19 protein-coding genes and 1 CRISPR repeat array are annotated in these 24,089 nt (G+C 29.6%); of the genes, 7 read left to right on the forward strand and 12 right to left on the reverse strand.

Annotated elements, in window-relative coordinates:
* Positions 1 to 27 precede the first annotated feature (27 nt).
* From KGNDJEFE_RS06840 to KGNDJEFE_RS06860, 5 genes are all read left to right on the forward strand, one after another.
* Positions 28 to 723, forward strand: a complete 696-nt coding sequence (locus KGNDJEFE_RS06840) for a response regulator transcription factor (protein WP_006440238.1) — start codon at positions 28 to 30, stop codon at positions 721 to 723.
* Positions 716 to 1,750: a sensor histidine kinase gene (locus tag KGNDJEFE_RS06845; protein WP_006440237.1), complete on the forward strand. Its 1,035-nt coding sequence runs from the start codon at positions 716 to 718 to the stop codon at positions 1,748 to 1,750. Before KGNDJEFE_RS06840 ends, KGNDJEFE_RS06845 begins: the two co-directional genes overlap by 8 nt.
* A 159-nt stretch (positions 1,751 to 1,909) precedes the next feature.
* Complete coding sequence (locus tag KGNDJEFE_RS06850) at positions 1,910 to 2,575, forward strand: ABC transporter ATP-binding protein (RefSeq protein ID WP_006440236.1); 666 nt, start codon at positions 1,910 to 1,912, stop codon at positions 2,573 to 2,575.
* A gap of 11 nt (positions 2,576 to 2,586) precedes the next feature.
* Positions 2,587 to 4,980, forward strand: a complete 2,394-nt coding sequence (locus KGNDJEFE_RS06855) for an ABC transporter permease (protein ID WP_006440235.1) — start codon at positions 2,587 to 2,589, stop codon at positions 4,978 to 4,980.
* A gap of 25 nt (positions 4,981 to 5,005) precedes the next feature.
* Positions 5,006 to 7,387 carry an ABC transporter permease gene (locus tag KGNDJEFE_RS06860; RefSeq protein WP_040410446.1) on the forward strand — a complete coding sequence of 794 codons (2,382 nt, stop codon included), beginning with the start codon at positions 5,006 to 5,008 and terminating at the stop codon, positions 7,385 to 7,387.
* Positions 7,388 to 7,518: 131 nt separating this feature from the next.
* Positions 7,519 to 8,213: direct repeats of the CRISPR family, unit length 30 nt; unit sequence ATTTACATTCCAATATGGTTCTAATCAAAT.
* A 359-nt stretch (positions 8,214 to 8,572) separates the two neighbouring features.
* On the opposite strand, the gene KGNDJEFE_RS06865 is transcribed toward KGNDJEFE_RS06860, so the two are convergent.
* Both KGNDJEFE_RS06865 and KGNDJEFE_RS06870 read right to left on the reverse strand, forming a co-directional pair.
* A complete protein-coding gene (locus tag KGNDJEFE_RS06865; RefSeq protein WP_050754659.1) occupies positions 8,573 to 9,781 on the reverse strand; it encodes an RNA-guided endonuclease InsQ/TnpB family protein in 1,209 nt (402 codons plus the stop codon).
* Between the two features lie 367 nt (positions 9,782 to 10,148).
* Positions 10,149 to 11,534 carry a PTS mannitol transporter subunit IIBC gene (locus tag KGNDJEFE_RS06870; RefSeq protein ID WP_006440232.1) on the reverse strand — a complete coding sequence of 462 codons (1,386 nt, stop codon included), beginning with the start codon at positions 11,532 to 11,534 and terminating at the stop codon, positions 10,149 to 10,151.
* A 328-nt stretch (positions 11,535 to 11,862) separates the two neighbouring features.
* Here KGNDJEFE_RS06870 and KGNDJEFE_RS06875 point away from each other — a divergent pair, with 328 nt between their 5' ends.
* Positions 11,863 to 12,633, forward strand: a complete 771-nt coding sequence (locus KGNDJEFE_RS06875; RefSeq protein WP_006440231.1) for a GNAT family N-acetyltransferase — start codon at positions 11,863 to 11,865, stop codon at positions 12,631 to 12,633.
* Between the two features lie 36 nt (positions 12,634 to 12,669).
* Entirely contained in the window at positions 12,670 to 12,885 is a 216-nt protein-coding gene (locus KGNDJEFE_RS06880; RefSeq protein WP_006440230.1) for a helix-turn-helix transcriptional regulator, read from the forward strand.
* 417 nt (positions 12,886 to 13,302) lie between these two features.
* Here KGNDJEFE_RS06880 and KGNDJEFE_RS06885 read toward each other — a convergent pair whose 3' ends face one another.
* The 10 genes from KGNDJEFE_RS06885 to KGNDJEFE_RS06930 form a co-directional block, all read right to left on the reverse strand.
* A complete protein-coding gene (locus KGNDJEFE_RS06885; protein WP_006440229.1) occupies positions 13,303 to 13,653 on the reverse strand; it encodes a hypothetical protein in 351 nt (116 codons plus the stop codon).
* 29 nt (positions 13,654 to 13,682) lie between these two features.
* Complete coding sequence (locus KGNDJEFE_RS06890; protein WP_050754658.1) at positions 13,683 to 14,573, reverse strand: alpha/beta fold hydrolase; 891 nt, start codon at positions 14,571 to 14,573, stop codon at positions 13,683 to 13,685.
* Positions 14,574 to 14,628: 55 nt separating this feature from the next.
* Positions 14,629 to 15,063, reverse strand: a complete 435-nt coding sequence (locus KGNDJEFE_RS06895; RefSeq protein WP_006440227.1) for an N-acetyltransferase — start codon at positions 15,061 to 15,063, stop codon at positions 14,629 to 14,631.
* A gap of 207 nt (positions 15,064 to 15,270) precedes the next feature.
* A complete protein-coding gene (hdhA, locus tag KGNDJEFE_RS06900) occupies positions 15,271 to 16,068 on the reverse strand; it encodes a 7alpha-hydroxysteroid dehydrogenase (RefSeq protein ID WP_006440226.1) in 798 nt (265 codons plus the stop codon).
* A gap of 158 nt (positions 16,069 to 16,226) precedes the next feature.
* A complete protein-coding gene (gene feoB, locus KGNDJEFE_RS06905) occupies positions 16,227 to 18,587 on the reverse strand; it encodes a ferrous iron transport protein B (protein WP_006440225.1) in 2,361 nt (786 codons plus the stop codon).
* Between the two features lie 181 nt (positions 18,588 to 18,768).
* The gene (locus tag KGNDJEFE_RS06910; protein WP_040410444.1) at positions 18,769 to 19,695 is read right to left on the reverse strand and encodes a DUF4097 family beta strand repeat-containing protein; all 927 of its coding nucleotides are present in this window, start codon (positions 19,693 to 19,695) and stop codon (positions 18,769 to 18,771) included.
* Positions 19,696 to 20,063: 368 nt separating this feature from the next.
* The gene (locus KGNDJEFE_RS06915) at positions 20,064 to 20,486 is read right to left on the reverse strand and encodes a flavodoxin (protein ID WP_006440223.1); all 423 of its coding nucleotides are present in this window, start codon (positions 20,484 to 20,486) and stop codon (positions 20,064 to 20,066) included.
* Positions 20,487 to 20,550: 64 nt separating this feature from the next.
* Positions 20,551 to 21,144: a DUF3793 family protein gene (locus KGNDJEFE_RS06920; protein ID WP_006440222.1), complete on the reverse strand. Its 594-nt coding sequence runs from the start codon at positions 21,142 to 21,144 to the stop codon at positions 20,551 to 20,553.
* A gap of 286 nt (positions 21,145 to 21,430) precedes the next feature.
* Positions 21,431 to 22,387, reverse strand: coding sequence for a GTP 3',8-cyclase MoaA (gene moaA, locus KGNDJEFE_RS06925; RefSeq protein ID WP_006440221.1), 957 nt, complete (start codon positions 22,385 to 22,387; stop codon positions 21,431 to 21,433).
* Between the two features lie 171 nt (positions 22,388 to 22,558).
* Positions 22,559 to 23,926, reverse strand: coding sequence for a GTP pyrophosphokinase (locus KGNDJEFE_RS06930; protein WP_006440219.1), 1,368 nt, complete (start codon positions 23,924 to 23,926; stop codon positions 22,559 to 22,561).
* Positions 23,927 to 24,089: the final 163 nt, after the last annotated feature.

Genomic DNA, 24,089 nt, shown 5'->3' on the forward strand with positions numbered 1-24,089 from the left:
GAAAATAAAACTCAAGGAAGTGATGTTATGCGAAAAATTTTAATCGTTGAAGACGATAAATTCTTAAATAAAATGCTCACTTATAACCTTACATCTGATGGATATGATGTTTCTTCTATCTTCAATGTAAAATCTGCAAAAGATGCAATTGAAAAAAATGAATTTGATTTAGCAATTTTAGATATAAATCTTCCCGATGGAAATGGATATGATTTATGCGATTATATAAAATCAATACACGAAGAAACTTTGATAATATTTTTAACAGCTAACGACCAGGAAAGTGATCAGATTAGAGGATATGAAGTTGGAGCAATTGATTATATTACCAAACCATTTGTAATTAGTGCATTGCAGCGAAAAATCAAAGCTATGTTTAATATACTTTCAAGAAATAAACCTAAAAATGATATCTATGATGATGGAAGATTATTCTTAGATTTTTCTGAGCAAGTAGCAAGTCTAAATGGAAATTCTATAAACCTTTCACCAATGGAGTACAAAATTTTAAATTTATTTTGTAAAAATAAAAAACTTGTCTTAACTAGACAGACTTTAATAGAAAAACTTTGGGATATCAAAGGTAAGTATATAGATGAACACACGCTAACTACTTCTATTAGCCGTATTCGTAGCAAGATAGAATCTGATGGTGGCGCACCTTACATAAAAACAATATACGGTATGGGCTATCAATGGACTGGTGGTGAAGGTAATGAATAAATTTAATATCAGCGACAAAAATTTATTCTACTTCATACAATTTTTGTCAATTATAACAACTTTAATAATTGGTTTTGTTGGATTTCTTATCTCTAAACAATCCATAGTTATGATAATTACTTTTTCACTTGTAATATGCAATATATTTTGGATGTTTTGTTTAGTTGGAATTCTAAGCAAAAAGTTATCTATTTTTACATCTGATATATGTGATTTAATAGATAATATTGTCAATGGTAAATATAATCCAGCTAATATAAAAGATGAGGATACCTTGTTTTCTAAAATAAATCATCATCTATCAAGATTGTATTTAATAGTTGAACAAAATAAAAATAGACTCGATAAAGAGAGAAATGAGCTACAATCCTTAATTTCGGATATATCTCATCAAGTAAAAACTCCTATTAGCAATTTAAAAATGGTTACTGAAACAATGCTAACTGTTCCTATATCTGATGATGATAAAGTTGAATTTTTAAATGGGATACAGACTGAAACAGATAAATTAGATTTTTTAATTAATGCTTTAGTAAAAACTTCTCGCTTAGAAACAGGTATTATACATTTTAAAAAGGTTAAAAATAGAATTTACGACACTATAGCTCAAGCTATGAGTGGAATTATCTACTCTGCTGAAAAGAAAAATATCTTTGTATCGGTAGAATGTCCAAATGATTTATTTCTATATTTTGACAGCAAGTGGACATCTGAAGCTATTTTTAATATTTTGGATAATGCAGTCAAATATACTCAACCTGGTGGTAAAATTTCCGTATCTGTAGAAAAACATGAAATGTACGCAGAGATAAAAATTGCCGATAATGGAAAAGGAATCTCAGAAAGCAATCAAGCCACTATTTTTAAAAGATTTTATCGAGAAGAAAACGTGCATGACCAACCTGGTGTTGGAATTGGATTATACCTATCCAGAGAAATTATAAGTAAACAAGGTGGCTATATCAAAGTTAATTCCAAGGTAGATAAAGGATCTATTTTTTCAATTATGCTGCCAGTACGCCAATAAAATCATATTCGTATGTCAATAAAATAAATTATTTTTGAAATCTCCAAAATTTGTAACATTTCTATTACTTTTTTGGAGATTTTTATTTATATTTAGGACATTTGTGTAACATTTTGATTTTAGAATATAAGTAAATAAAAATAGAAAGGAGTTTTGATTATGAGTATTTTACAAACTATAAATCTAAAAAAATATTATGGAACTGAACCAAATATTACTCGTGCTGTAGACGATGTTAATTTTTCTGTTGAAGAAGGCGAATTTGTCGCAGTTGTTGGAACTTCTGGAAGTGGTAAATCTACTCTTCTACATATGATTGGAGGACTAGACAAACCTACTTCTGGTACAGTTATCGTTCGTGGTGATGACCTAGCTAATAAAAATGATGAAGAACTTACAATATTCCGTCGCAGAAATATTGGGTTTGTTTTTCAGAATTATAACCTAGTTCCTATACTTAATGTTTATGAAAATATCGTACTTCCCGTCGAGCTTGATGGTAATAAGGTTGATGAAAACTTCTTAATCGAGATTGTAGGTATGCTTGGTTTAGAAGATAAGTTAAAAAGTATGCCAAATAATCTATCTGGTGGGCAGCAGCAACGTGTTGCAATAGCTAGAGCGTTAATAAGTAAGCCTGCTATCATTTTAGCTGATGAGCCAACTGGAAATCTTGATAGTAAGACTAGTGCTGATGTTTTAGGACTTTTGAAAAATAGTAGTACTAAGTTTAATCAGACTATTGTTATGATTACTCATAATAACGATATTGCTCAGCTTGCAGATAGGATTGTTAGGATTGAGGATGGAAAGATTGTTGAATAGGAGGTGTTTTTATGAAATGGCCTTTTGAAAATGATACGCAATACTCTATAAAAAAGCTCTCTTATGCTCAACTAAAAAATAATCATTTAAAGAAAAGGCTTAGTATATTTGCAATTTCATTAGCTACTTTTTTAATTTCTTCTGTGCTTCTTCTTTTATCAGGAATTATCGTAGTGAATCAAAATGGTGGAAACAGCATAACTGGTTCTTATCATGCTTTAATTCCTAATATAACACATTCACAGTTTGAAAATTTATCTAAAGATATACGTGTTGAATCATGTGGACTTACTTCACATATTGAAAGCTTAAAATTTAATAAAGACAGATTGAATGTATCCTTTTCTAACAAGGATAGTCTTGCTTTAAATGGATTATCTATCTCTGAAGGTAAGATGCCTACAAAAGAAAATGAAATATTAATTGAAAAAGAGTTTTTAACGAGTCAAAATATCAATGCTAAAATAGGCGAACAAATTACCATTCCATTTTCAGATAAGGTTACTAATAATAAATTTACTATAACTGGATATTTAAAAACATCTACAAAAGGTACGAATAGATCATTATATGCAGCTATGGTTTCTGAAAAGTATTTTGATAAATTAAATGGTTGGAATAAATTATCTCCAGCTGTAATGTTAAAAGTAAATTCTAATAATTTATCTAGTTCAAATGACATTAAAAATTTAGTTTTAAGTATATTAAAAGATAATAATATGAATCAATCACCTTCTTTTAACGAAGCCTTTATCAAACTTAGCCAACCATCTATTTTAATGATTCTATCAGCAATAGTAGGTTTAGCAATCATAATAATCGCTAGTGTATTAGTAATATACTGTATTTTTTATATATCTATTATTAATTCAATTAAAAGTTATGGTCAACTTAGAACTATTGGAATGACTTCAAAGCAAATAAAAAAACTTATAAATAGAGAGGGAAACTTACTTGCGATAATAGCAATTCCTATTGGTCTAATATTGGGAGTTGTATTTTCATATTTACTTATCCCTAAAGGTTTTAAATTTATTAACTTACTGTGGATTTCTCCAGTTGTAATAGTATTAACTTATATTACTGTTAGAATATCAATAAGAAAACCTGCTAAAATAGCATCTACTGTTTCTCCTATAGAAGCTTCTAAATTTGAATCTAATAATCAATTAAGTTACAAACATAATTTTAATAAACTAACTCCTTTTTCTTTAGCATGTAATCAACTTATACGCTACAAGAAAAAGAACTTATTAACATTATTATCTATTTCACTTACTGGTGTATTGCTTATAGGATTTTCTTCTATACTTTCATCAATAGATGCTAGAGAAATGTCTTTGTCTGGTTTTAAAAGAGGTCAGTTTGTAATTAAAATCAATGACTTTGAATTAAGAGAAAATCCATTAGAAAAAATACAAGTTAATAATCCTCTTACAGAAGAAGTTTATAAACAGTTAAAACAAATTTCTGGATTAAAAAAAATTGAAATAGATAAACATCTTCCTGCTTCCAATAATTTAAAATCTAATGAATCTGATGCAGAAATTATTGGTTTTTATAAAGAAGATATGCCACTATTAGAAAAATGTAATAACGAAAAATCACTGCCTAAATATTATGATTTATCATCAAAAGATAAAATTGTTGTAGGTAGACCTTCTGATTTTGAAGAATATTTTGGATTCAAAGCAAAAATTGGTAATATTGTAACCTTGAAAATTTTTGATGGAAACACTTCAAGAAATGTTGATTTTGAAATAGCAGCTGTCCTAGACGAAAGTAAAATTGAAAATAATGGTGATAAGATAGATATGCTCATTCTCCCCGTAGATTCTATGAATAGAATATCTGATGCTAATTTAATATATCAATATGTTGTAAAAGTTGATAATAATTTTGAAAATTTAGCAGAAAAGGATATTGAGCAAATTTTATTATTAAATCCAAAGCTTGGATATAATAGTTTATCTAGTGCTATTTCTCAAAATGAAAACTTTCTACAGAGTTCAAAACTTGTTCTTATATCAATAATCATTTTGATTGGTTGCTTCTCTATAATGAATCTTTTAAATACAATTTTAACTGGTGTTTTGGTAAGAAGAAAAGAATTTGCCCTTATGAGATCTGTTGGAATGTCAAAATCACAGTTATTTAAAATGGTTTATTTTGAAACTTTAATAGTTGTTGTATCTGGGTTAGTTTTATCAGTTATACTTGGAGGTTGTGTTGGATATATTGTTTGTATGATACTTAAAAATAGTTTAATGAGTTATTTAAACTATCATTTTCCATTAATGATTACTTTTATTTATTCTTTAATAGTTATTTTTTTAAGTTTGATTATTTCTAATATGTCTTTAAAACATCAAAATGAGCTATCAATAATTGAGTCCTTGAGATAATTAAGTTAGTAAAGAGGTGATGACTATGAAATGGCCTTTTGAAAATGATACTAATAACATAGTAAAAAAATTAGCTAAGAAAAATATGAAAAGCGAAAAACGTCGCAACATAATGGTAATTATATCCGTTGTCTTATCAACATTTTTGGTATGTCTTTCAATGGATCTAACTACATCTTTAATCAAAATACAACGAGATAAGGCTGTAGACACTTATGAAGCCTGCTATACAAATATAACTGAGCAAAATGTAACGGACTTAAAAAATCTTCCAGAATTTGCTAGAGTTGGAGAATATTATATCTTTGGTGAAGAACGTGATAGCAACGGATACAATGCTTCTTATGTATACTGCGACAAAGATATGATATATACTGCTAGAAACCAGTTAAATCTGGTATCTGGCGAGATTCCTTTAAAGAAAAATGAAATTGCTGTAAGTAATGGTTGGTTATCAAAATACAATTCAAACAAAAAAATTGGTGATTTTATACAATTAAATAGTAAAAATTTAAAAGGTAAATATAAGATTGTAGGTCTTGTTGATTCTTTAGATGATGAAAAATCAAGTACTTATTCATTCTTGATATCAAAAGCTACATTAAAATCACTAAATGGATATAATGAAAAAGGATATCGTGCTTATGTTCATTTCAAAAATGATACTCATCTAAATAAAGATACTATGAGTACTCAATGTAAGGAAATATCTGAAAAACTTAATCTTTCTATGCCTTCAATGAATACAAACTACTTTAAATTTTACGAAAATAGAGCTTCATTCTCTTCCCTTTTCATAATATCAATACTTGTATTAGCAGGGGGATATGTAGTAATACAGAGTATTTTCCGTATATCTATCAATGATAAAATACAAAATTACGGACAACTTCGTACTATTGGTACTACTTCAAAACAAGTAAGAAAAATGGTTAAAAAGGAAGGTCATTGGCTTGCAAGCATAGGAATATTATTAGGTGTTTTAATGGCCAGTATAACTTGCTATATAATGCTTCCAAAAGGATTTGATCCTCTTATGTATGCAATCGCAGCTATTCTAAGTATTATTGTATGTTGGATTATGGTATCTATATCTATTAGAAAACCAGTGAAAATAGCTACCAAAGTTTCACCTATCGAAGCAGTAACATTCTCTTTCAATTCAGATAATACTATTACTTCTAGGAGAAAGAATATTAAGCTAAATCCTATTTCTATGGGAGTTGAAAATTTTAAAAGAGATAAGAAAAGAATGGTATCTATAATAGCTTCTTTAAGCTTTGGAGGTATATTACTTTTAATTATATCAGCTGTTTTCTTAACACGTTCTCCAGAAAAATTTGTAAGACAGTATTTCCCAAATAGTGATTATAGAGTTTATGTGGATTCAGATATATCTGAAATAGAACTTTTCTCATCAGGTAATCCTTTGAATGATAATTTAAAGAAAAAAATATTATCTATTGATGGAGTTACAGATGTTATTGAAGATCGTGAAGCTATTTTTGCTAGGATGACAAGTTCTAAAACTTTCTCTGGTATAGCTGGAATGTGTGATATTATCACTGATGAAAATTTTTCTGAAATACAAGATTATCTTATAGAAGGGAAAATGCCTACTGATTCTAATAGTATTTTAGTCGCTAAGCTTATATCCAATCGCTTTCCAGAAATAAAGGTAGGTTCTAAAGTGAATTTAATTTTAGATGAAAAATCTATTACAGTAACAGTTTCAGGTCTTTATGATCATCTTAAAGTAACAAATGGACATGATAAATTAGCCATTGATTCAACTCAGTTCTTTACTACAAAATCAACTATTAATAAATTATTTCCAAATGTAGATAATTATAATTATTCTTGGAGTGTTGTAATAGATCCTGAAAAAGAAAAATCTGTAGAAAAGACACTAGATAATATTGTTGCAGAAAGTAATAATTTATCTTTGGATAAGTTTAAAGACAGAGTTGAATATGAGAAAATGGTTAATGAGATTTCATTTGGTGGGTTACAAATTTTATCTTGGTTAATTTTCTTATTTGGTGTTATTAATCTAATTAATACAACTTTATCTAATCAAATATCTAGGAAGGTAGAAAATAGTATTTTACGTTCTATAGGTTTAACTGAAAAACAACTTTACAAAATGTATGTAACTGAAGGTCTATGTTACTTGTTTGCTGCAACAATTGTTACGGTGATTGTCGGTACTCCTATTTCTATAGTCGCATGTAGAAAAGTAAGTACTGCAGCTTTTGCAGGTAGAGTACTTCCTTATCAGTTCCCTATATTTGATATGGGATTATTCGTATTAGTTCTATTTATCTTAGAGTTTGTTTTGGCAACTTGGTCAATTAGAAAATATAGACAACAGTCATTAATAGAACAAATGCAGTCTAGGGAATAGTATTTAAAATAATAGCCAAGAAAACTTTCGTATGTTGGTTTTCTTGGCTAAAAAATATTAATTTGCATAATTGTCATAAAATAGTTCTAGTCAGATTCAATAGGACCTTGGTCAACAATATGCAATACATAATTTACATTCCAGTATGGTTCTAATCAAATGACTTTCATTATAACTTTATTACAGTTTTCTATAACATTTACATTCCAATATGGTTCTAATCAAATGATATCCATTCTTCTATTTGTATCGAATACAAGATGATTTACATTCCAATATGGTTCTAATCAAATCCTCATATCTTTGTCTATCTTGCTCGATATAATCTCTAATTTACATTCCAATATGGTTCTAATCAAATCATATCATCTTTATTTTTAATTTTGCTAATATCTATATTTACATTCCAATATGGTTCTAATCAAATTCAACCTATGCTGATGATAAGTTCGACGATTATCAAAATTTACATTCCAATATGGTTCTAATCAAATTGGGACCCGAAATAATGCGTGGCTTTACTGTTTTAAATTTACATTCCAATATGGTTCTAATCAAATCAACGTTAAACACTTCTTTGAGTTTTTCAATTACTTATTTACATTCCAATATGGTTCTAATCAAATGACAGAAGAAGAACAAAAAGCTGCAGAACAACAGATGCATTTACATTCCAATATGGTTCTAATCAAATTAAACCAGAAACTGTAACTCTTAAAAATAATATAATATTTACATTCCAATATGGTTCTAATCAAATGCATCAATCTCATTGCATCCTTTTCTATTCCATCATATTTACATTCCAATATGGTTCTAATCAAATACGTTATATATTAAACCTAGCAATTGCAACATATACAGATATACTATTTGTCTACCTACAAATAAACATATATTTTCTAAAGTAAAAAATAGTCCTTCTTGATAAAAAACAGATCCAACTATTGCAATATCTCATTTTGTCTATCTCCTAGGTATTTTACATTATCTAAGGTCGACAATTTATATAATTCTTGGAATGTCATACCACGTTATCTATAAAGAATATTAGTATGAGTTTTTACCGTTTATCGAGTGGATAAGTAGTTAGTTGGTCGAAACCTTAACCATTTTGTCTTATCCCTCAACCTTTAGACGCTAAATCGCCTATAGAACCATTATTATTTAAAAATTATATAAATATTATTCTTCCAATCTTGAAATATTGATAGCTGCATTATGATCCGCATTAAGCTCAAAACCACATTTAATACATTTAAATTTTTCCTGAGTAGGTCTATTTTCTTTATCTATATACCCACACTTACTACATTTTTGAGATGTATATGCTGGATTAACATATCTAACTTTTATACCTTCTCTATCTGCTTTATATTTTATCATATTTTGAAGTTCATAATAACTCCAATTGCTAAGAATTATATTATCAAATCCATCTTTAGTTAATTGTTCTAAATTTATAAACTCGCATTTATTTTTCTTAGCAAAATCAATTATCCTTTTACTTATAGTATGATTATATGTTTTAACAAAATTTCTTTCACATACTGCTACTTTGTCTAAAGCTGCTAGTTTCTTCTCTCTACCCTTGCCACCTTTTACATTTTTTAATTGTTGTTGTAATCTTTTTCTTCTGTTTCTAAATTGCTCTCTTTGTTTTGATAACTCTAAGCTTTCTCCAATATGCTGGCGTATAAAAGTATCATCATTTAAACATACATAGGCTGGGTATTTTATCCCTAAATCTACCCCCAAAGTCCTACCATTTATAGCGTCATCATCTTTCTTTTCTGGTATATATAAAGTTAAATTCAATATTAGTTTATTACTCTTATCAAAATATATACTTGATTGACCAACTTTATATTCTCCATTAATCACCTTATTTAACGTATGCATTAATTCTAAATAGTTTTTATCTTTTCTACCAATTACAACCTTAAACACTATTTTATTAACCCATTTTATTATTATCTCATCTGAACAATCATCTTTATAAGAAAATTTCAAAGCTGTTCCCCTTGTCATTAATGGAAAAGTTCTTTTATAATTTGTTATGTTTCTTTCTCCTCTAGCTAGTCCATTTTTTATAGCTGAATTAAAATCCTTCTTTACCTTTTGATTTATAAGAGATTTATTATCTGTACCCTTACCAAATGTAATATCATCAAATATATGACTACTATTTTTTAAGTTCTTTTGAGTTTCCTTAAATAAATCGCTTTTTATATCTCTATTAGAAGATAAATAAGCATTTGTTAATACACTCATAGCCAAATTTAATCCCTGATACTGAGCATATTGTGAATCTCTTATAAATTTATATTGTTCATTTCTTTTTGTTTCATCATCATTAATTATCGTTAATTTTAATTTTCTTACTGTTATCATAAATTTACTCCCCACAAATTTATATACACATTATAATTTTATATATCAAACACAATTTTTAATATTAAATGTTTCGCAGATTTTTATTTCCTTATATTCATTATATATTTTAAACAGAATTTTTTCTACTATATAAAATAATTATCTACTTATTAAATAATGGCTGTATGCAATATTTTGCAGAGATTATTCTTTGGTTATTTTTAAAATAAATACCCCTCTCAATTCGACAATCTATAGACGCCTCGTAACATTTAAATGTGTTAGTTTAATGGACGAGGCGTCGAAGTCTGGAGAGCAAGAGGGATATTATTTTAACTTAGACGAAAAAAAGCTGCTGCAAAATATGCAACAGCCATTATTTTCTTTATTTACTTAACTGAGCCACTACTTCATCGTATTCTGGAGCACCTAAGAAGTTCTGTATAAGAACTAACTGTGCATTTGGATTACTATGAGCTGCTCTTTCTCCTAACTCATGATGAGTAACTACCATATCTGCATCTGCTGGTATTGAAGAAACTGGAGCATGAACAACTTCTATATCTTCTATTCCCGCTTCTTTTAATTTCTTACGAAGAACTGTTGCACCCATTGCACTTGATCCCATACCTGCATCACAAGCGAAAACTATTTTATGTACTTCTGAAGCTGATTTAACTTCTGATTTTTCTGCATTTACTGCTATACCTTTGCTTTCTGACTTCATATCACTTACTTTTTTCTGTGATTCTTCTAAATCTGCATCTTTACCTGCGAATTTTAATAATGGTAGTGCAACTGCAAATGATACTGCTGTAGCTGCTGCAACACCTGCTAATACTGGAAGGTATCCACCTTTTGGACACATTGCAAGTATAGCTATTATACTACCTGGAGATGCTGGAGCTGTTAATCCTGAACCTAACATCTGGTTAACAAATACACCTGTTGCTCCACCAGCTATTGCCGCTACTATTAATATTGGATTCATTAATATGTAAGGGAAGTATATTTCGTGTATACCACCTAAGAATTCGATTATTACTGCACCTGGTGCTGAACTTTTTGCTGATCCTTTACCTGCTAAGCAGTATGCAAGAAGTATTCCAAGACCTGGTCCTGGGTTTGCTTCAAGTAGGAAGAATATTGATTTACCAACTTCTTCAACCTGCTGTATTCCCATTGGAGAGAATATACCATGATTTATTGCATTGTTTAAGAATAATACTTTTGCTGGTTCTATAAGTATACTTGCTAATGGAAGAAGTCCTCTCTGTACGAAGAAATTAACCCCTGCTTCCATTGCTGAGTTTAACATTTCAACAAGTGGAGTTACACCTAAAAGCGCAACTGCTGCTAATATTGCACCTAATATACCTAATGAGAAGTTGTTTACAAGCATTTCAAATCCTGCTTTAACTTTTCCTTCTATTGCCTGGTCAAATTTTTTCATTATCCAAGCTGATAAAGGTCCCATTATCATTGCACCCATAAACATTGGAATATCAGCACCTACTATAACACCCATAGTAGCTATTGCACCGATTACTCCTCCTCTTTCACCGTGTACCATTTTTCCACCAGTATATGCTATTAATAGTGGAAGTAAGAATGTAGACATTGGAGATACCAATGCTGCTAGTCTTTCATTTGGAGCCCATCCAGTTTCTATGAATAAGGCTGTTATAAGTCCCCATGCTATGAACGCCCCTATTACTGGCATTACCATTCCACTAAGGAAACGTCCCATTACTTGAATTTTCTCTTTCATATAATCATACCACCCTTCGATTGCTCATTTTTTAGTATTTATTATTTCGATTTTTCTATGTAGTATGATTGGCCAATCACTTTTTCTTTTCTTGATTTTATTATAATTTGTTGTGATATCGTTTTCAATTCAAACTAATGACACTTTTGGCATTATGCACTAGTGACATTTTATAAGTTTTCTGTTTTTCCAATGCTTTCGTCTTTTTTAATTTATTAAATATGACATCGTTTGTCATGATTTAAATGTTATAATTAATTGTAGTAATAATAAGATTTAGATTATTTTTTTAATTTATTATATTATTTTTTTATTAGGAGGAATTTATATGGATAAAACTTTTATAAATTTAACGCTAGATAATATAGATAGTGAACATATTTGCTGTGCAATTTCAGATAAAAAACATCAAATTGGAGTATCTTGTAAAAAGGAATGGTTAAAAAGTCAGTTTAACAGCTCTCATGTTTTTAGGAAATTAAATGAGAGAGGTAAAGTTTTTATCGAGTACTGTGATATTGAAGACGCGTGGGTTCCTATTTTAGGAGAAAATTTTGTATATATTCACTGTCTTTGGGTTGCTGGATCTTTTAAAGGCAATGGATATGCAAATGAGCTTTTAAATTATTGTATAGAAGACGCTAAGAATAGAGGGAAATCTGGTATATGTGTTCTTAGCTCAAAGAAAAAGAAACCTTATTTATCTGATAAGAAATTTTTTGCTAAGTATGGATTTAAAGTTTTAGATTCTATAAACAACGAGTATGAACTTTTAGGCTTAATTTTTGATAATACTGATATTCTTGATAAAAATATTCCTCATTTCTCTGATTCCGCTAAGAAAATGAGTATAGATGAAGATATTTTGACTATATACTACTCTCATCAATGTCCGTTTGTTGTGAATTCTATTGAGGAAGTAAGTAGTTATTGCTCTGAAAACAATATTGACGTAAATATTATTTTAGTTGATTCTCTTGAAAAAGCTAAAAATCTTCCTTGCGTGTTTAATAACTGGGCTGCATTTTTAAACGGTAAGTTTGAATCGTGTAGCTTATTAAATAAAAATTCTTTAAAGAAATTATTGAATAGCAAATAATAATAACTAATTTTTTAATATTGGAGAGGTAAAATTATGAGTGATAGTAGACTTTTTAAAATTTTATATTACCTTTTAAAAAACGGAACTACTCCAGTAAAAGAGCTTGCTGAGATATTTGAAGTTTCTACCAGAACTATCCACAGAGATATTGATTCTCTAGGCTCTGCAGGTATTCCAATATGTACAAGTAGAGGTCGACATGGTGGAGTTTACCGAATATCTATTTTAAGAGCAGCAAAGAGTATATAGACAAAATCTTCTCCAGGCTTCGACGTGTGTGTGAGTAATATACTTTGTTGTATTTAAAATACACGTCTGCAGATTGTCGAGTGATTTTGTCTATATACTCATATGCTGTAGCTTATAAATAGCTTTGTAAAGTTTTGATTTAATCATCCTTTAGCAAGCTAGTAAATTTATAACATATTAAAATAAAAAGACTTGTTGAAAATATTACATCGATTATCCGCAGGCTCTGCTCAAATCGAATTTTATAGGTATAATAACTAACTTGGTGGATTGAAGTGCATAGACAAAACTCTCTCGACAATCTGGAGACGTGAGGTTGATTTGTAACAGAACTATTTACTTGTACACACGTCGAAGCTGGAGAGGAGTTTGTCTATGTCTTCAATCCCTGAGAGTTATTAACATATAAATTTTGATTTATCTCTTTTTATAAACCTTTTTAGGATAGTATTTTTTCTCTATCTTCATAACAAAATAGACCATAAGCCAAATTGTTTCAAAAACAGTGCCAATGATAGGAATAAACACTAAAAGTACATTCTTATAGAAAATACTCGGTATCAGCGGTATCCCTATCAAAATAAAAACTACTCCATAAGTGATAAACAACCTTCCAACTGCCTTATTAAATCCTATAACATCTTCAACTTCTGGAACATCAAAATTCGCCCAGAATCCTACCTGTTTCTTAGACATATAATCGTAAATTCCTATCCCTACAAACAACAATCCACAGATTACCCAAATAACAAAGCCCATTATTTCCATATCTATCACCCCTTTAGGTTTAAATATCTTTATCTTCTATGTTTAGAATATTTCATATTAGAGTAGTCCCCTTCTTTTTTAGCTTTCTGCTCTTCTATTTCTATCTCTACTCTTTTTAAAAAATCCTGTAGTTCCAGATTAAATACTTCCGGTCTTTCTATTTGTAAATTGTGCCCAGCCATATCCACAACAGAAATACTGCATCTTTTGTAGTCTTCTGAAATTTTTAATAAATCTCTATAACCAACACTGTTATCCTGTCTTCCACATAGTATCGTAACTGGCTGATCAAATCTCATATTCTGTACTTTTTCATCAACATCAAATGGAAACCGGTAATTTCTACTAAGCTGATTTAAGAATTTAGAATCAGCTATTTTCAATCCACATAATATCTCATTTTTATATCTTTCATATGTGTACTCATTTACTATTACAGCATTTTTCATAAATTCCTTAAAATCTTCATCATCTTTATTTTCTTCATAGAAATTGTCGTCCATAAATTTTAAATTTGTTCTACTTATATCCATTTTGCTATAATCTGACAGTATAAGTGGGCATATTAAAAACATTCCATATACTCTGTCCGTAAATCTAGACAATATCCCTCTTGTAAGATATCCTCCATAAGATTCTCCAGCAATTATAAATTTTTCGCCAGCAACTATTACAGAAATAAACTCGCAAAGCATATCCAAGATAGAGTTTGATGAGCTTATCCAACTTGCAGACTCTGATTTACCCATTCCTGGTAAATCTATATATATTCTTTTGTATCCATCATATTTTTCCATAACTGGCTCCATACAGCCCTTCATAAGTTCTTTATCACATTCAAACCCATGAATCATAAAAAATGGGATACCTTCTCCTATACATTCGTAATGAATATTTATTCCTCTATAATTAAAATACATTGAAACTTTCCCCTTACCTTTTAAAATTAAAACCAAATTTAAATAATTATAAAACTTACTTGCTCCAAGACATTAAGAATTCTACTTCATCATTGTCCTCTTCTATATTTTTATCTACAACAACGAATCCTTCCCTTTTGTAAAATTCTATTGCCCTCGTATTTTTCTCATAAACACTAAGATTTAGTTCTTCTCTTTTCTCTTTGATAAAATCTAAAAGACTTTTTCCTATACCTTTAGATTTATTATTACCTTTCACAAATATTCCGGCTATATAATTTTCCATAAGACCTACAAACCCTTTAATTTCTCCGTCTTCATCAAACACATATAGCTCGGCACTAGGCATCATCTCTTTTACCATATCAAAATTATTTCTCCAATAATTTTCATCGATAAAATTGTGAGCCTCTATGTTGGTATTTACCCAAATTTCCATTATATTATCCAAATCTTTTGATTTATATTCTCTTATATTATCTATTTTCATTTTTCCTAAATATCTCCTAAGTTTTTTCTTTATTAATATTTTTTATATTTAAATAACAACAGTATCACTCTAATTTCTTTAATTATATCATTTGATATAGATTTTTACTATATATTCAGATTATTTTAGAAAGTATTTCATTTGAATTTTAAAATAAAAAAAAGTTAGGCATTACTTAAAACGCCTAACCTTTCATTTTATATTAAATTATCTTCTGCTCTTCATTTCTATCATATCGCCATATACTGGTGTAGGCATTCCGAATCCACCAGATACGTCAACAACCTGTCCTGTTGTGAATGCTCCATCATCACTAGCAAAGTATAATACTGTTCCTGCTATTTCTTCTGGAGTTGCCATTCTCTTTATAGGAGTATGTTTTAAGAAGAATTCTTTGAAATCATCACTTAAGTTATCGCTTACTGCATCAGTTGCTGTCATTCCTGGAAGTACAGCATTGCATCTTACGTTATCTCTAGCTGCATGAGTAGCTATTATTTTTGTTAAGTAGTTTATTGCTGCTTTACTTGTTCCGTAAGCTATCTGAGATATATCTGGGCGTATACCACCTACTGAAGATATATTTATTATGCTTCCTCCACCGTTTTTAGCCATATGAGGTATTACAGCCTGAGAAGTTAAAAATACACTTGCTAAATTTATATCTACAGTTTTTATAAATGTTTCGTATTCTGTTTCTTTTATATCTAAGTCTTTTTTAGGGTTAGATGTACCAAAGTTGTTTACTAGTACGTCTATTCTTCCTTCTTTTGCTACTACTTCATCTACCATAGTCTGATATGATTCTTTTTCTGTTGCATCATTATAAACTATGTCTACTTTGCATCCTTCAGCATTTAATCTATCAGCTACTCCCTGAGCTCTTTCTAGATTTCTTGCACCCATGTATACTTTTGCTCCTTCTTTTGCAAATCTTTCTACACAAGCAAGGCCTATACCTCTTGTTGATGCTGTTATAAGAACTACTTTACCATCTAATCTCATTTTTGAGTCCTCCTAAAATTGAAGTTATTATATTTTGTGAAATTTTTGAAATCACCCTCATATATAATTATACCCCTTCTATTAGGACATTAACGACAAATAATGACAAAATTAAAACAATTGAGATACCGTTTTCTATATATAATACAACAACTTTGTTAAATTATTAATGTTAATATTGAATATGTTGCAAATGAAGCAAGCCAAGCTAATAAACACTGCCATAAAACAACACCTATAGCCCATTTTAAACCTAATTCTCTCTTTATAGATGCTACTGCAGCAACACATGGAGTGTATAATAAGCAGAATACTAATAATGATCCAGCTCCAGCAGTTGTAAGTGTTTTTAATAATGCATCTGTGCTTCCGAAAAGAACTGTTAATGATGATACAACACTTTCTTTAGCTAAGAATCCAGATATTAGAGATGTAGTTATTCTCCAATCCCCAAATCCTACTGGAGTAAATATTGGAGCCATCATTCCTGCTATGTGAGCAAGTATACTCTGTTGTGAATCGGCTACCATGTTGAAATTGTAGTCGAAGTTCTGTAAGAACCATATAACCATTGTTGCTAAGAATATTACTGTAAATGCTCTCTGTAGGAAATCTTTTGATTTATCCCATAGTAAGTGCATTATGTTTTTAGCTGCAGGTAATCTGTAATTTGGAAGTTCCATAACAAAAGGAACTGCCTCGCCTTTAAACATTGTCTTTTTCATTAATAATGCCATTAATATTCCAAGAGCCATTCCAAGTACATAAAGCCCTATCATTACTAATGCTCCATTATCTGGGAAGAATATCGCTGTAAAGAATGCATATATCGGTAATTTAGCTGTACAGCTCATGAAAGGTGTTAATAGTATAGTTACCTTTCTATCCCTCTCTGAAGGCAATGTACGGCTCGCCATGACCCCAGGAACAGTACATCCAAAGCCTATTAGCATAGGTACTATACTTCTTCCAGATAATCCTAGTTTTCTAAGAAGTTTATCCATTATAAATGCAACCCTAGCCATATATCCACTATCTTCTAGGATTGATAAGAAGAAGAATAGTGTAACTATTATAGGTAGGAAACTAAGCACTCCACCTACACCGTTGAATATACCCTCTATTATAAGTGAGTGTAGTGCATCATTTACATTAGAATTTGTAAGGAATTGATCTACAACCTCTGTCAAAGAAGCTATTCCCATTTCCAATAATCCCTGTAAGAAACTTCCTATTACATTGAATGTAAGCCAGAATATTATTCCCATTATTCCTATAAATATAGGTATTCCCGTATATTTTCCTGTTAGAAACTTGTCTATTTCCTTACTTCTAACTCTTTCTCTACTCTCTTTTGGTTTTATAACTGTAGCATCGCATACAGATAGTATAAATTCAAATCTCATCTTAGCTATAGACGCAGATGCATCTAGTCCTGTTTCTTCTTCTATCTGTTTTACAATGTCGTTTAATATTCTTTTTTCTGTATCTGAAAGCTCAAGTTCTTCTAAAATTCTATTATCGCCTTCAACAATTTTTGTCGCAGCAAATCTAACTGGTATATTTTTTTCTTCTGCGTGGTCCTCTATTAAATGCATAACTGCATGTAATCCTCTGTGTAATTCCCCTTTTGGAGTACAGAAATCGTGTCTTAGAGGCTGTTCTTGGTATTTTGCAACGTGAACAGCGTGTCTAGTTAACTCATCTATCCCTTCATTCTTAGCTGCTGAAATAGGGACAACTGGCACACCTAGTAGCTCTTCTAAATCACTTACCAATACAGAACCGTCATTTTTCTTTAGCTCATCCATCATATTAAGAGCTACAACCATCGGTATATCTAACTCTAGTAGCTGCATTGTTAAGTATAAATTTCTTTCTATGTTTGTAGCATCTAGTATATTTATTATTCCTTTAGGTCTATTATTTAATAAAAATTCCCTTGTTACTACTTCCTCGCTACTATATGGTGACATAGAGTATATTCCAGGTAAGTCCGTTATTAGAGTATTACTGTATCCTCTTATAACACCGTCTTTTCTATCTACTGTGACCCCTGGGAAGTTACCTACGTGCTGGTTTGATCCTGTTAACTGGTTAAATAATGTTGTTTTTCCACAGTTCTGATTTCCAACAAGTGCAAATGTAAGAACTTCATCATCTGGTAGAGGATTTTCTGTTTTCTTATCGTGATATTTTCCGTCCTCACCATAGCCTGGATGGTCTTTCTCTATATTAAGAACTTTCTTTATCTTCATATCTTCTAAGTTTTCATCTTTTTTAGCTCTATGGTGATGATTTTCTATTATTTCTATTTTTTCCGCATCTGCTAGTCTTATTGTCAGTTCATATCCATGAATTTTTAGCTCTATAGGATCTCCCATAGGAGCGTATTTAACAACACTTACTTCTACTCCTGGAATTAATCCCATGTCTAAGAAGTGCTGTCTTAACTGACCTTCTCCACCAACTGACACTATTTGAGCGCTTTTCCCAATTGGTAAATCTTTTAATGTCATACTTTCTATTCCTTTCTAAATCTTTAACTTTTGTCGAATCTCTACTGCTATAATATATACCTTTTGAGAATTTTTTTCAACAAAAAAATCACACCTGTTACAGTGTGATTTTTAATCGGCAAGTGTGTATCCTTTTAATTAATTCTTTATTTTTACTTTATGGTTTTAATTTTTACTTTTTTTAGTTTTTATTTACAAGGTCTAAGCTTATATCTCCGTCAACTGTATACATTTCTAATGAATGTTTAGGATCTTTAGCTTTCCATACGTAAGAACTATTGCTTGAGTATTCATCTTCTGAAGTACTTCCACCTAAGTTCTGTTTAACTACACCAGCTGTAGTATCTGCATTTATATTCATGTGGTCTAAATCTTCTTTCATAAATTTAGCACTTAAATCACCTGTTGATGATTCTAGAACAGTTTTTCCTTCAAATTTGCTTTCTGTTGCAGTTATATTACCGTCTGATACTTCTACTCCAGAATCTTTTATTAAACATCTATTTAAATCTACATCACCTGAAGATAATTTTATTTTTAATTCTTTAGAATGTAAATCTTCAACACTTATTTTACCTGATAATAAGTCTACTTTTGTTTTCTTTAATTCTGCTCCTTCTGGAACATATATTGTTATATTGTTTTTAACTTCTTTTTTATCTTTTGATTCTTCTTTATTTGTGTCAGCATTGTCTTTTTTATCTTTGTCTGTTTTTTCTGTTTTAGTGTCTTTCTTTTCGAAGTCTCCTTCTTTATTTGGATCGTCTCTTCTCTTGTCTTTTATAACTAATTTGTCCCCGTTATCGCCTTCTGTTTTATAAACAAGAGGATCCTTTCCATTTTCGCCTTCAAAGTTGTAAGACATATAGAACTTGTTATCTTCTGATCTTTTTATGTTTATATTTGCGTCTAATACATCAGCTTTTATTTCTTTTAAATCATTTAAAGCTATGTGGTCATCAGAATATTCTTTTAGGTCTTCAGTTTTTTCTTCTTTTTTTACACTAGGTTCGTCTGAGTGATCTTTCCCGAATTTATCTCTCATTCCGTATCCTACAGCCCCTATAATACATATTGCACAAACTATTGCTACAGCTTTTTTATTCATAACTATCATCCCTTTTCAGTATAATTTTATGCTTGTTATTCAATACCCCTGTTTTAAAGCTATGTAAGTTATTATATTTCATATAGAAACTTTACTGCACAAGCTGCCGACACATTGAATATAACGCTCAAGCTATATATAGTCAACAAGGTTTTGTCTTTCCTCATTCAATTCTCAAATACAATACATACTAAATTCTAATAGCGATAAATATCTAGTATTTATATTTTATTTAAATATTTTAAATATATTTTCTATTTTTAGTTTATATTTAAAAGTATAGTTTTTAATAAAAGAAAAAGCACCCTTTTTGAAGAGATTTTCTCTTATAGGGTGCTCATTTTATGCTAGATATATTTTATTTTTTATTATAATGCTTTCACTAATTTATCTGCTAGCTCTTTTAATTCTTTTTCTTCAGCTGCTGTAGGTGCTTCATTACTTATAACTGTGCCTATTACTTCAGCTCCAGCATTTGTCATTCTTTCTGACCAAGTCTGCATCCATTCTCCAGATCCCCATCCGTATGATCCAAATAGAGCTACTTTTTTACCAGATAATTCACTTTCTAAAGATTCAACAAAAGGCTCCATTTCTCCTTCTTCTAGTTCTTCATTTCCCATAGATGGGCAACCTAGTGCAAATACTGTATCTTCTAGTAATGTATCTTTATCTATATCTGAAACGTTAAATAACGCTGCATCATTTCCTGCTCCTTTTATTCCCTCAGCTAACATATTAGCCATACTTTCTGTATTTCCTGTTCCACTCCAGTAAACAACTTTAACCATTTTTCAATTCCTCCTTTGAGTTAATAAAATTTTTATTTTGCCACATTCTATGTATTTTTTTGATTTATGCAGCTATCTCAGCAAACTTTCTACATTCAAAGCAAATCTGATATATCTGTTTGCCATTTTCAATTTGTTCTACAAAATATTTCTTTATATCTTTATATGTTTTAAATAACCGAATTTTTTCTTCGGCATTTTTGTAGACTTTCCAATATCCAGAGTATAGATAATTTTTTCCATTATTTTCTATAAACCCTGAAACATCTTCTAGAGGATATCCAAGAACTATACCCATTTCATGAGGAAACTCAGCTCTTCCTTCTTTGAATTCAGTATATCTACCTGCTAGTTTTTCAATAACTGAATTAACACTAAAATCTTCGTATCCATACTGCTTTATAAATTCTCTGTTTTCCTCATCTAAAAGTGCTTTTTCTAGCTTTTCTCTGTTAAAAATTATTGATACAGATTCTTTTGACCCAGTATATAATTTCATATGTTCTGCACCAGTATTTTTAAGTTCTTCTGATATACACCCTTCACAATGATTGCTATATATTAATAAGTTTGAAGGTTTTATCCCTGATAAAACTAAAGAACACTGTAATCCTATATTTCCTTTTATACTGCATCTTAGACATGATATATTATTCATTTCTTTATTCTCCTCTCTGTATCAATTATTTATATTTTGAGTATTTATTATTTGTATTTTATTGATATTGATTATCGTTATTGTTTTCTACGTTTATTATATTACTACATGCCTAAAATTAAATCAACCTTTTATTTGATAATTACTATCATTTATTTATCATTTTCTATTTTACTTTTATCAACAACTTCTATAATCCTTGATTTGACTGAGCTTCATTTAATATATGTAATTATATTGCGCATAAAAAAGACACCTATCTCTCGATAAGTGTCTTGTATTTTTTTTATTTATTGATTTTTAAATCATTTTTTACAAATTGTCTTTTTATAAGGTCATTATGTCTTGGTTTTATCCATATTAGCTTTTGAATATTTTCATTAAATAAATACGGTTTATTCAAGTAAGGTTTTAAGTCTATTTCACTTTTTGAATGTATGCACAGCCTCATCATACCGTCTGCTGTTACATTTATCTTATTGCATTTATTACAAAAAGAACATGCTAATGGCGTTATTACACCTATTCTTCCTTTTGATCCTTTTACTTTGTAATAGCTGGCTATGCTTCCTTTATCAGTGTTTTCTATTTTTCTTATACCTGGTAGCTCCTCTATCACTGATTTTATATCATAATGTCCTCTGTTATAGATAGCTTTTGCTTCTCCATAAGGCATAAACTCTATAAACCTCACATCTACTGGTATTCTCCTAGATATCTGTATAAAATCTATAATCTCATTATCATTGAAGTCGTTTATAGCAACACAGTTTATCTTTACTTTCATACCTAATCTAAGACATGAATCTATCCCGGTTAATACCTCATTTAAGTTACCATTTCTTGTTACAGCGTGGTATTTATACTGTTTTAGAGAATCTATACTCACATTTACACTTGTAAGCCCGCTATCTTTTAGTTTCTGTGCTATTCTAACAAGAGTTGTTCCATTTGTAGTTAGAGATATATCTCTTATGCCACAATCTCTCGCACATTTTATAAAATCTGGCAGGTTTGGATGTAATGTTGGCTCTCCCCCTCCACCTACAAATTTTATTTTCTTTATTCCATTTTCAGCAAATGCTTTTATTAAGAATTTTATATCGTCAGCGCTTAATGTATCGTTTATATAATCAGGTCTGTATTTTGTATCTGCTGATTTACAGTACACACATTGTAAATTGCATCTATCTGTTATAGCTATCTTTAGGTAGTCAACTACTCTACCGTATCTATCTAGCATTTATCCTCTATCCTAAGATCAATTTATAAATCTTATAGCAATTTTTCGATTTTCTAAATATATGCAATTTTTTTCGTACATTTCAATCAACACTTTATTTTTCATATTATTACACTCCTGATTATTTTCATTTTTTATTATCTTTTTCTTTTAAAATTATAACATATAATCCTAATCTAGGATATCTCTTAATTTTTCGCTGAATACTGATTCAAATTCTCCTATTTCATTTTCAAACTCTTCACAGCTATCGTAGTTTTCACATATGTATATTACTACATCGTCTGTTGTAGCTGCTATCTTATCCAATGTTTCTTTGTAAAGTATTTCTATTCCTGTTACCTCTTCAAAGAAATCACCTATTACATCGTATATATCGTCTATTATTTTGTTTCCTTCTTCTCTTCCAAATTTATCTTTTATTTCGTTTCTAGCCTCTCCACCTAATACAGTATCTCTTATGTAGTAGATAAAGTTTTCAAAATCTCCTGTATTGCTACAAGGCTCTATTTCAAATAGTATTCTAAAGAATAAATTCCATGGGAATTCTGTATTAAGTCTTTTTCTAAACATTGCTCCAAGTCTTTCCCCAAATGCTCTTCTAAATACTGGCTCTCTTTCAAACTCTATCTCAGAATTAAAATCTATTTCTTTAGTTACAATCTGTCCAAACATACTAAATTCACTAAGCATATACTCCGGAATTTTTTCTTCAGATTCTACCTTATCAAGAGAATAGCTGATTATAGTTTCACATGGTTTTTTAAAGTCAACTATAAATCCTATGCTCTGTAGCATTTTCTGTGAGAATATATCATATACAAACTTAGCAAATAGTTTTTCTATTTCACTCCTACTTATATCCCGATTGAATACATGAGGTGTGTGGAATGTTTTGTAAAGGCTAAGAAGCTGTTTATCTATCATTGTAAGGCTTTGCTTTATAGTCTTCATCATATCCTTTATAAATCCATCCTGTAGAAGATATGTGTTATTTTTGTATATAACCTTATGTTCTATTTCACCCCAGAATACATTTACCATTGATTTTATCTGCAATTCAAAGTTTATATTTCTGTTAAGTATTTTGTATATTCCGTCAATTTTATAAATTTCAAATCCATTTTTCTGTCTGCACGGCTGTTTTTCAGAAAGTTTTAACTGTATATTTTTATTTGATTTATTGTAGTAGTATACTTTATCATCTGTTTTATTAAAATATCTTCTAATAGCTCTGTAAACCTTGTTTTCCTCTTCAATAAATCTGCACTCTATTCTTATTCCTATTAAATCTGGTAAAAAGTCCATCATTTCTGATGCAGCATCAAATTTAACTAGGTATCTATTTCTAATTATCTTCTCTCTTAAACTAGATTCTGATTTGACTCTAGATGACATACTTATATATTCTTGTTCTTTTTCTTGAAGTATTTTTTCAAAGTATGTTTCTATCTCATCTGCTATGTCTAAAAGCATAGGAGTCATATCATCGAGTATATTTACGGCATTGTCTATAAATTCAAATTCCTTTAATCCCATTTTATATTCCTTTCGAGTTTAAAATTATTATTACTTATAATCTATATTATAATACTTTATGAGATGTAAATCTATGCAAAAAAATATTGCACCCAAACTATTTTAGCCGAGTGCAATACTTTATGTTTATATTCTTTATTTTTTAATTACTTTTGAGATAATT

The sequence above is a fragment of the Peptacetobacter hiranonis genome, from assembly GCF_008151785.1.
GTDB lineage: Bacteria > Bacillota > Clostridia > Peptostreptococcales > Peptostreptococcaceae > Peptacetobacter > Peptacetobacter hiranonis.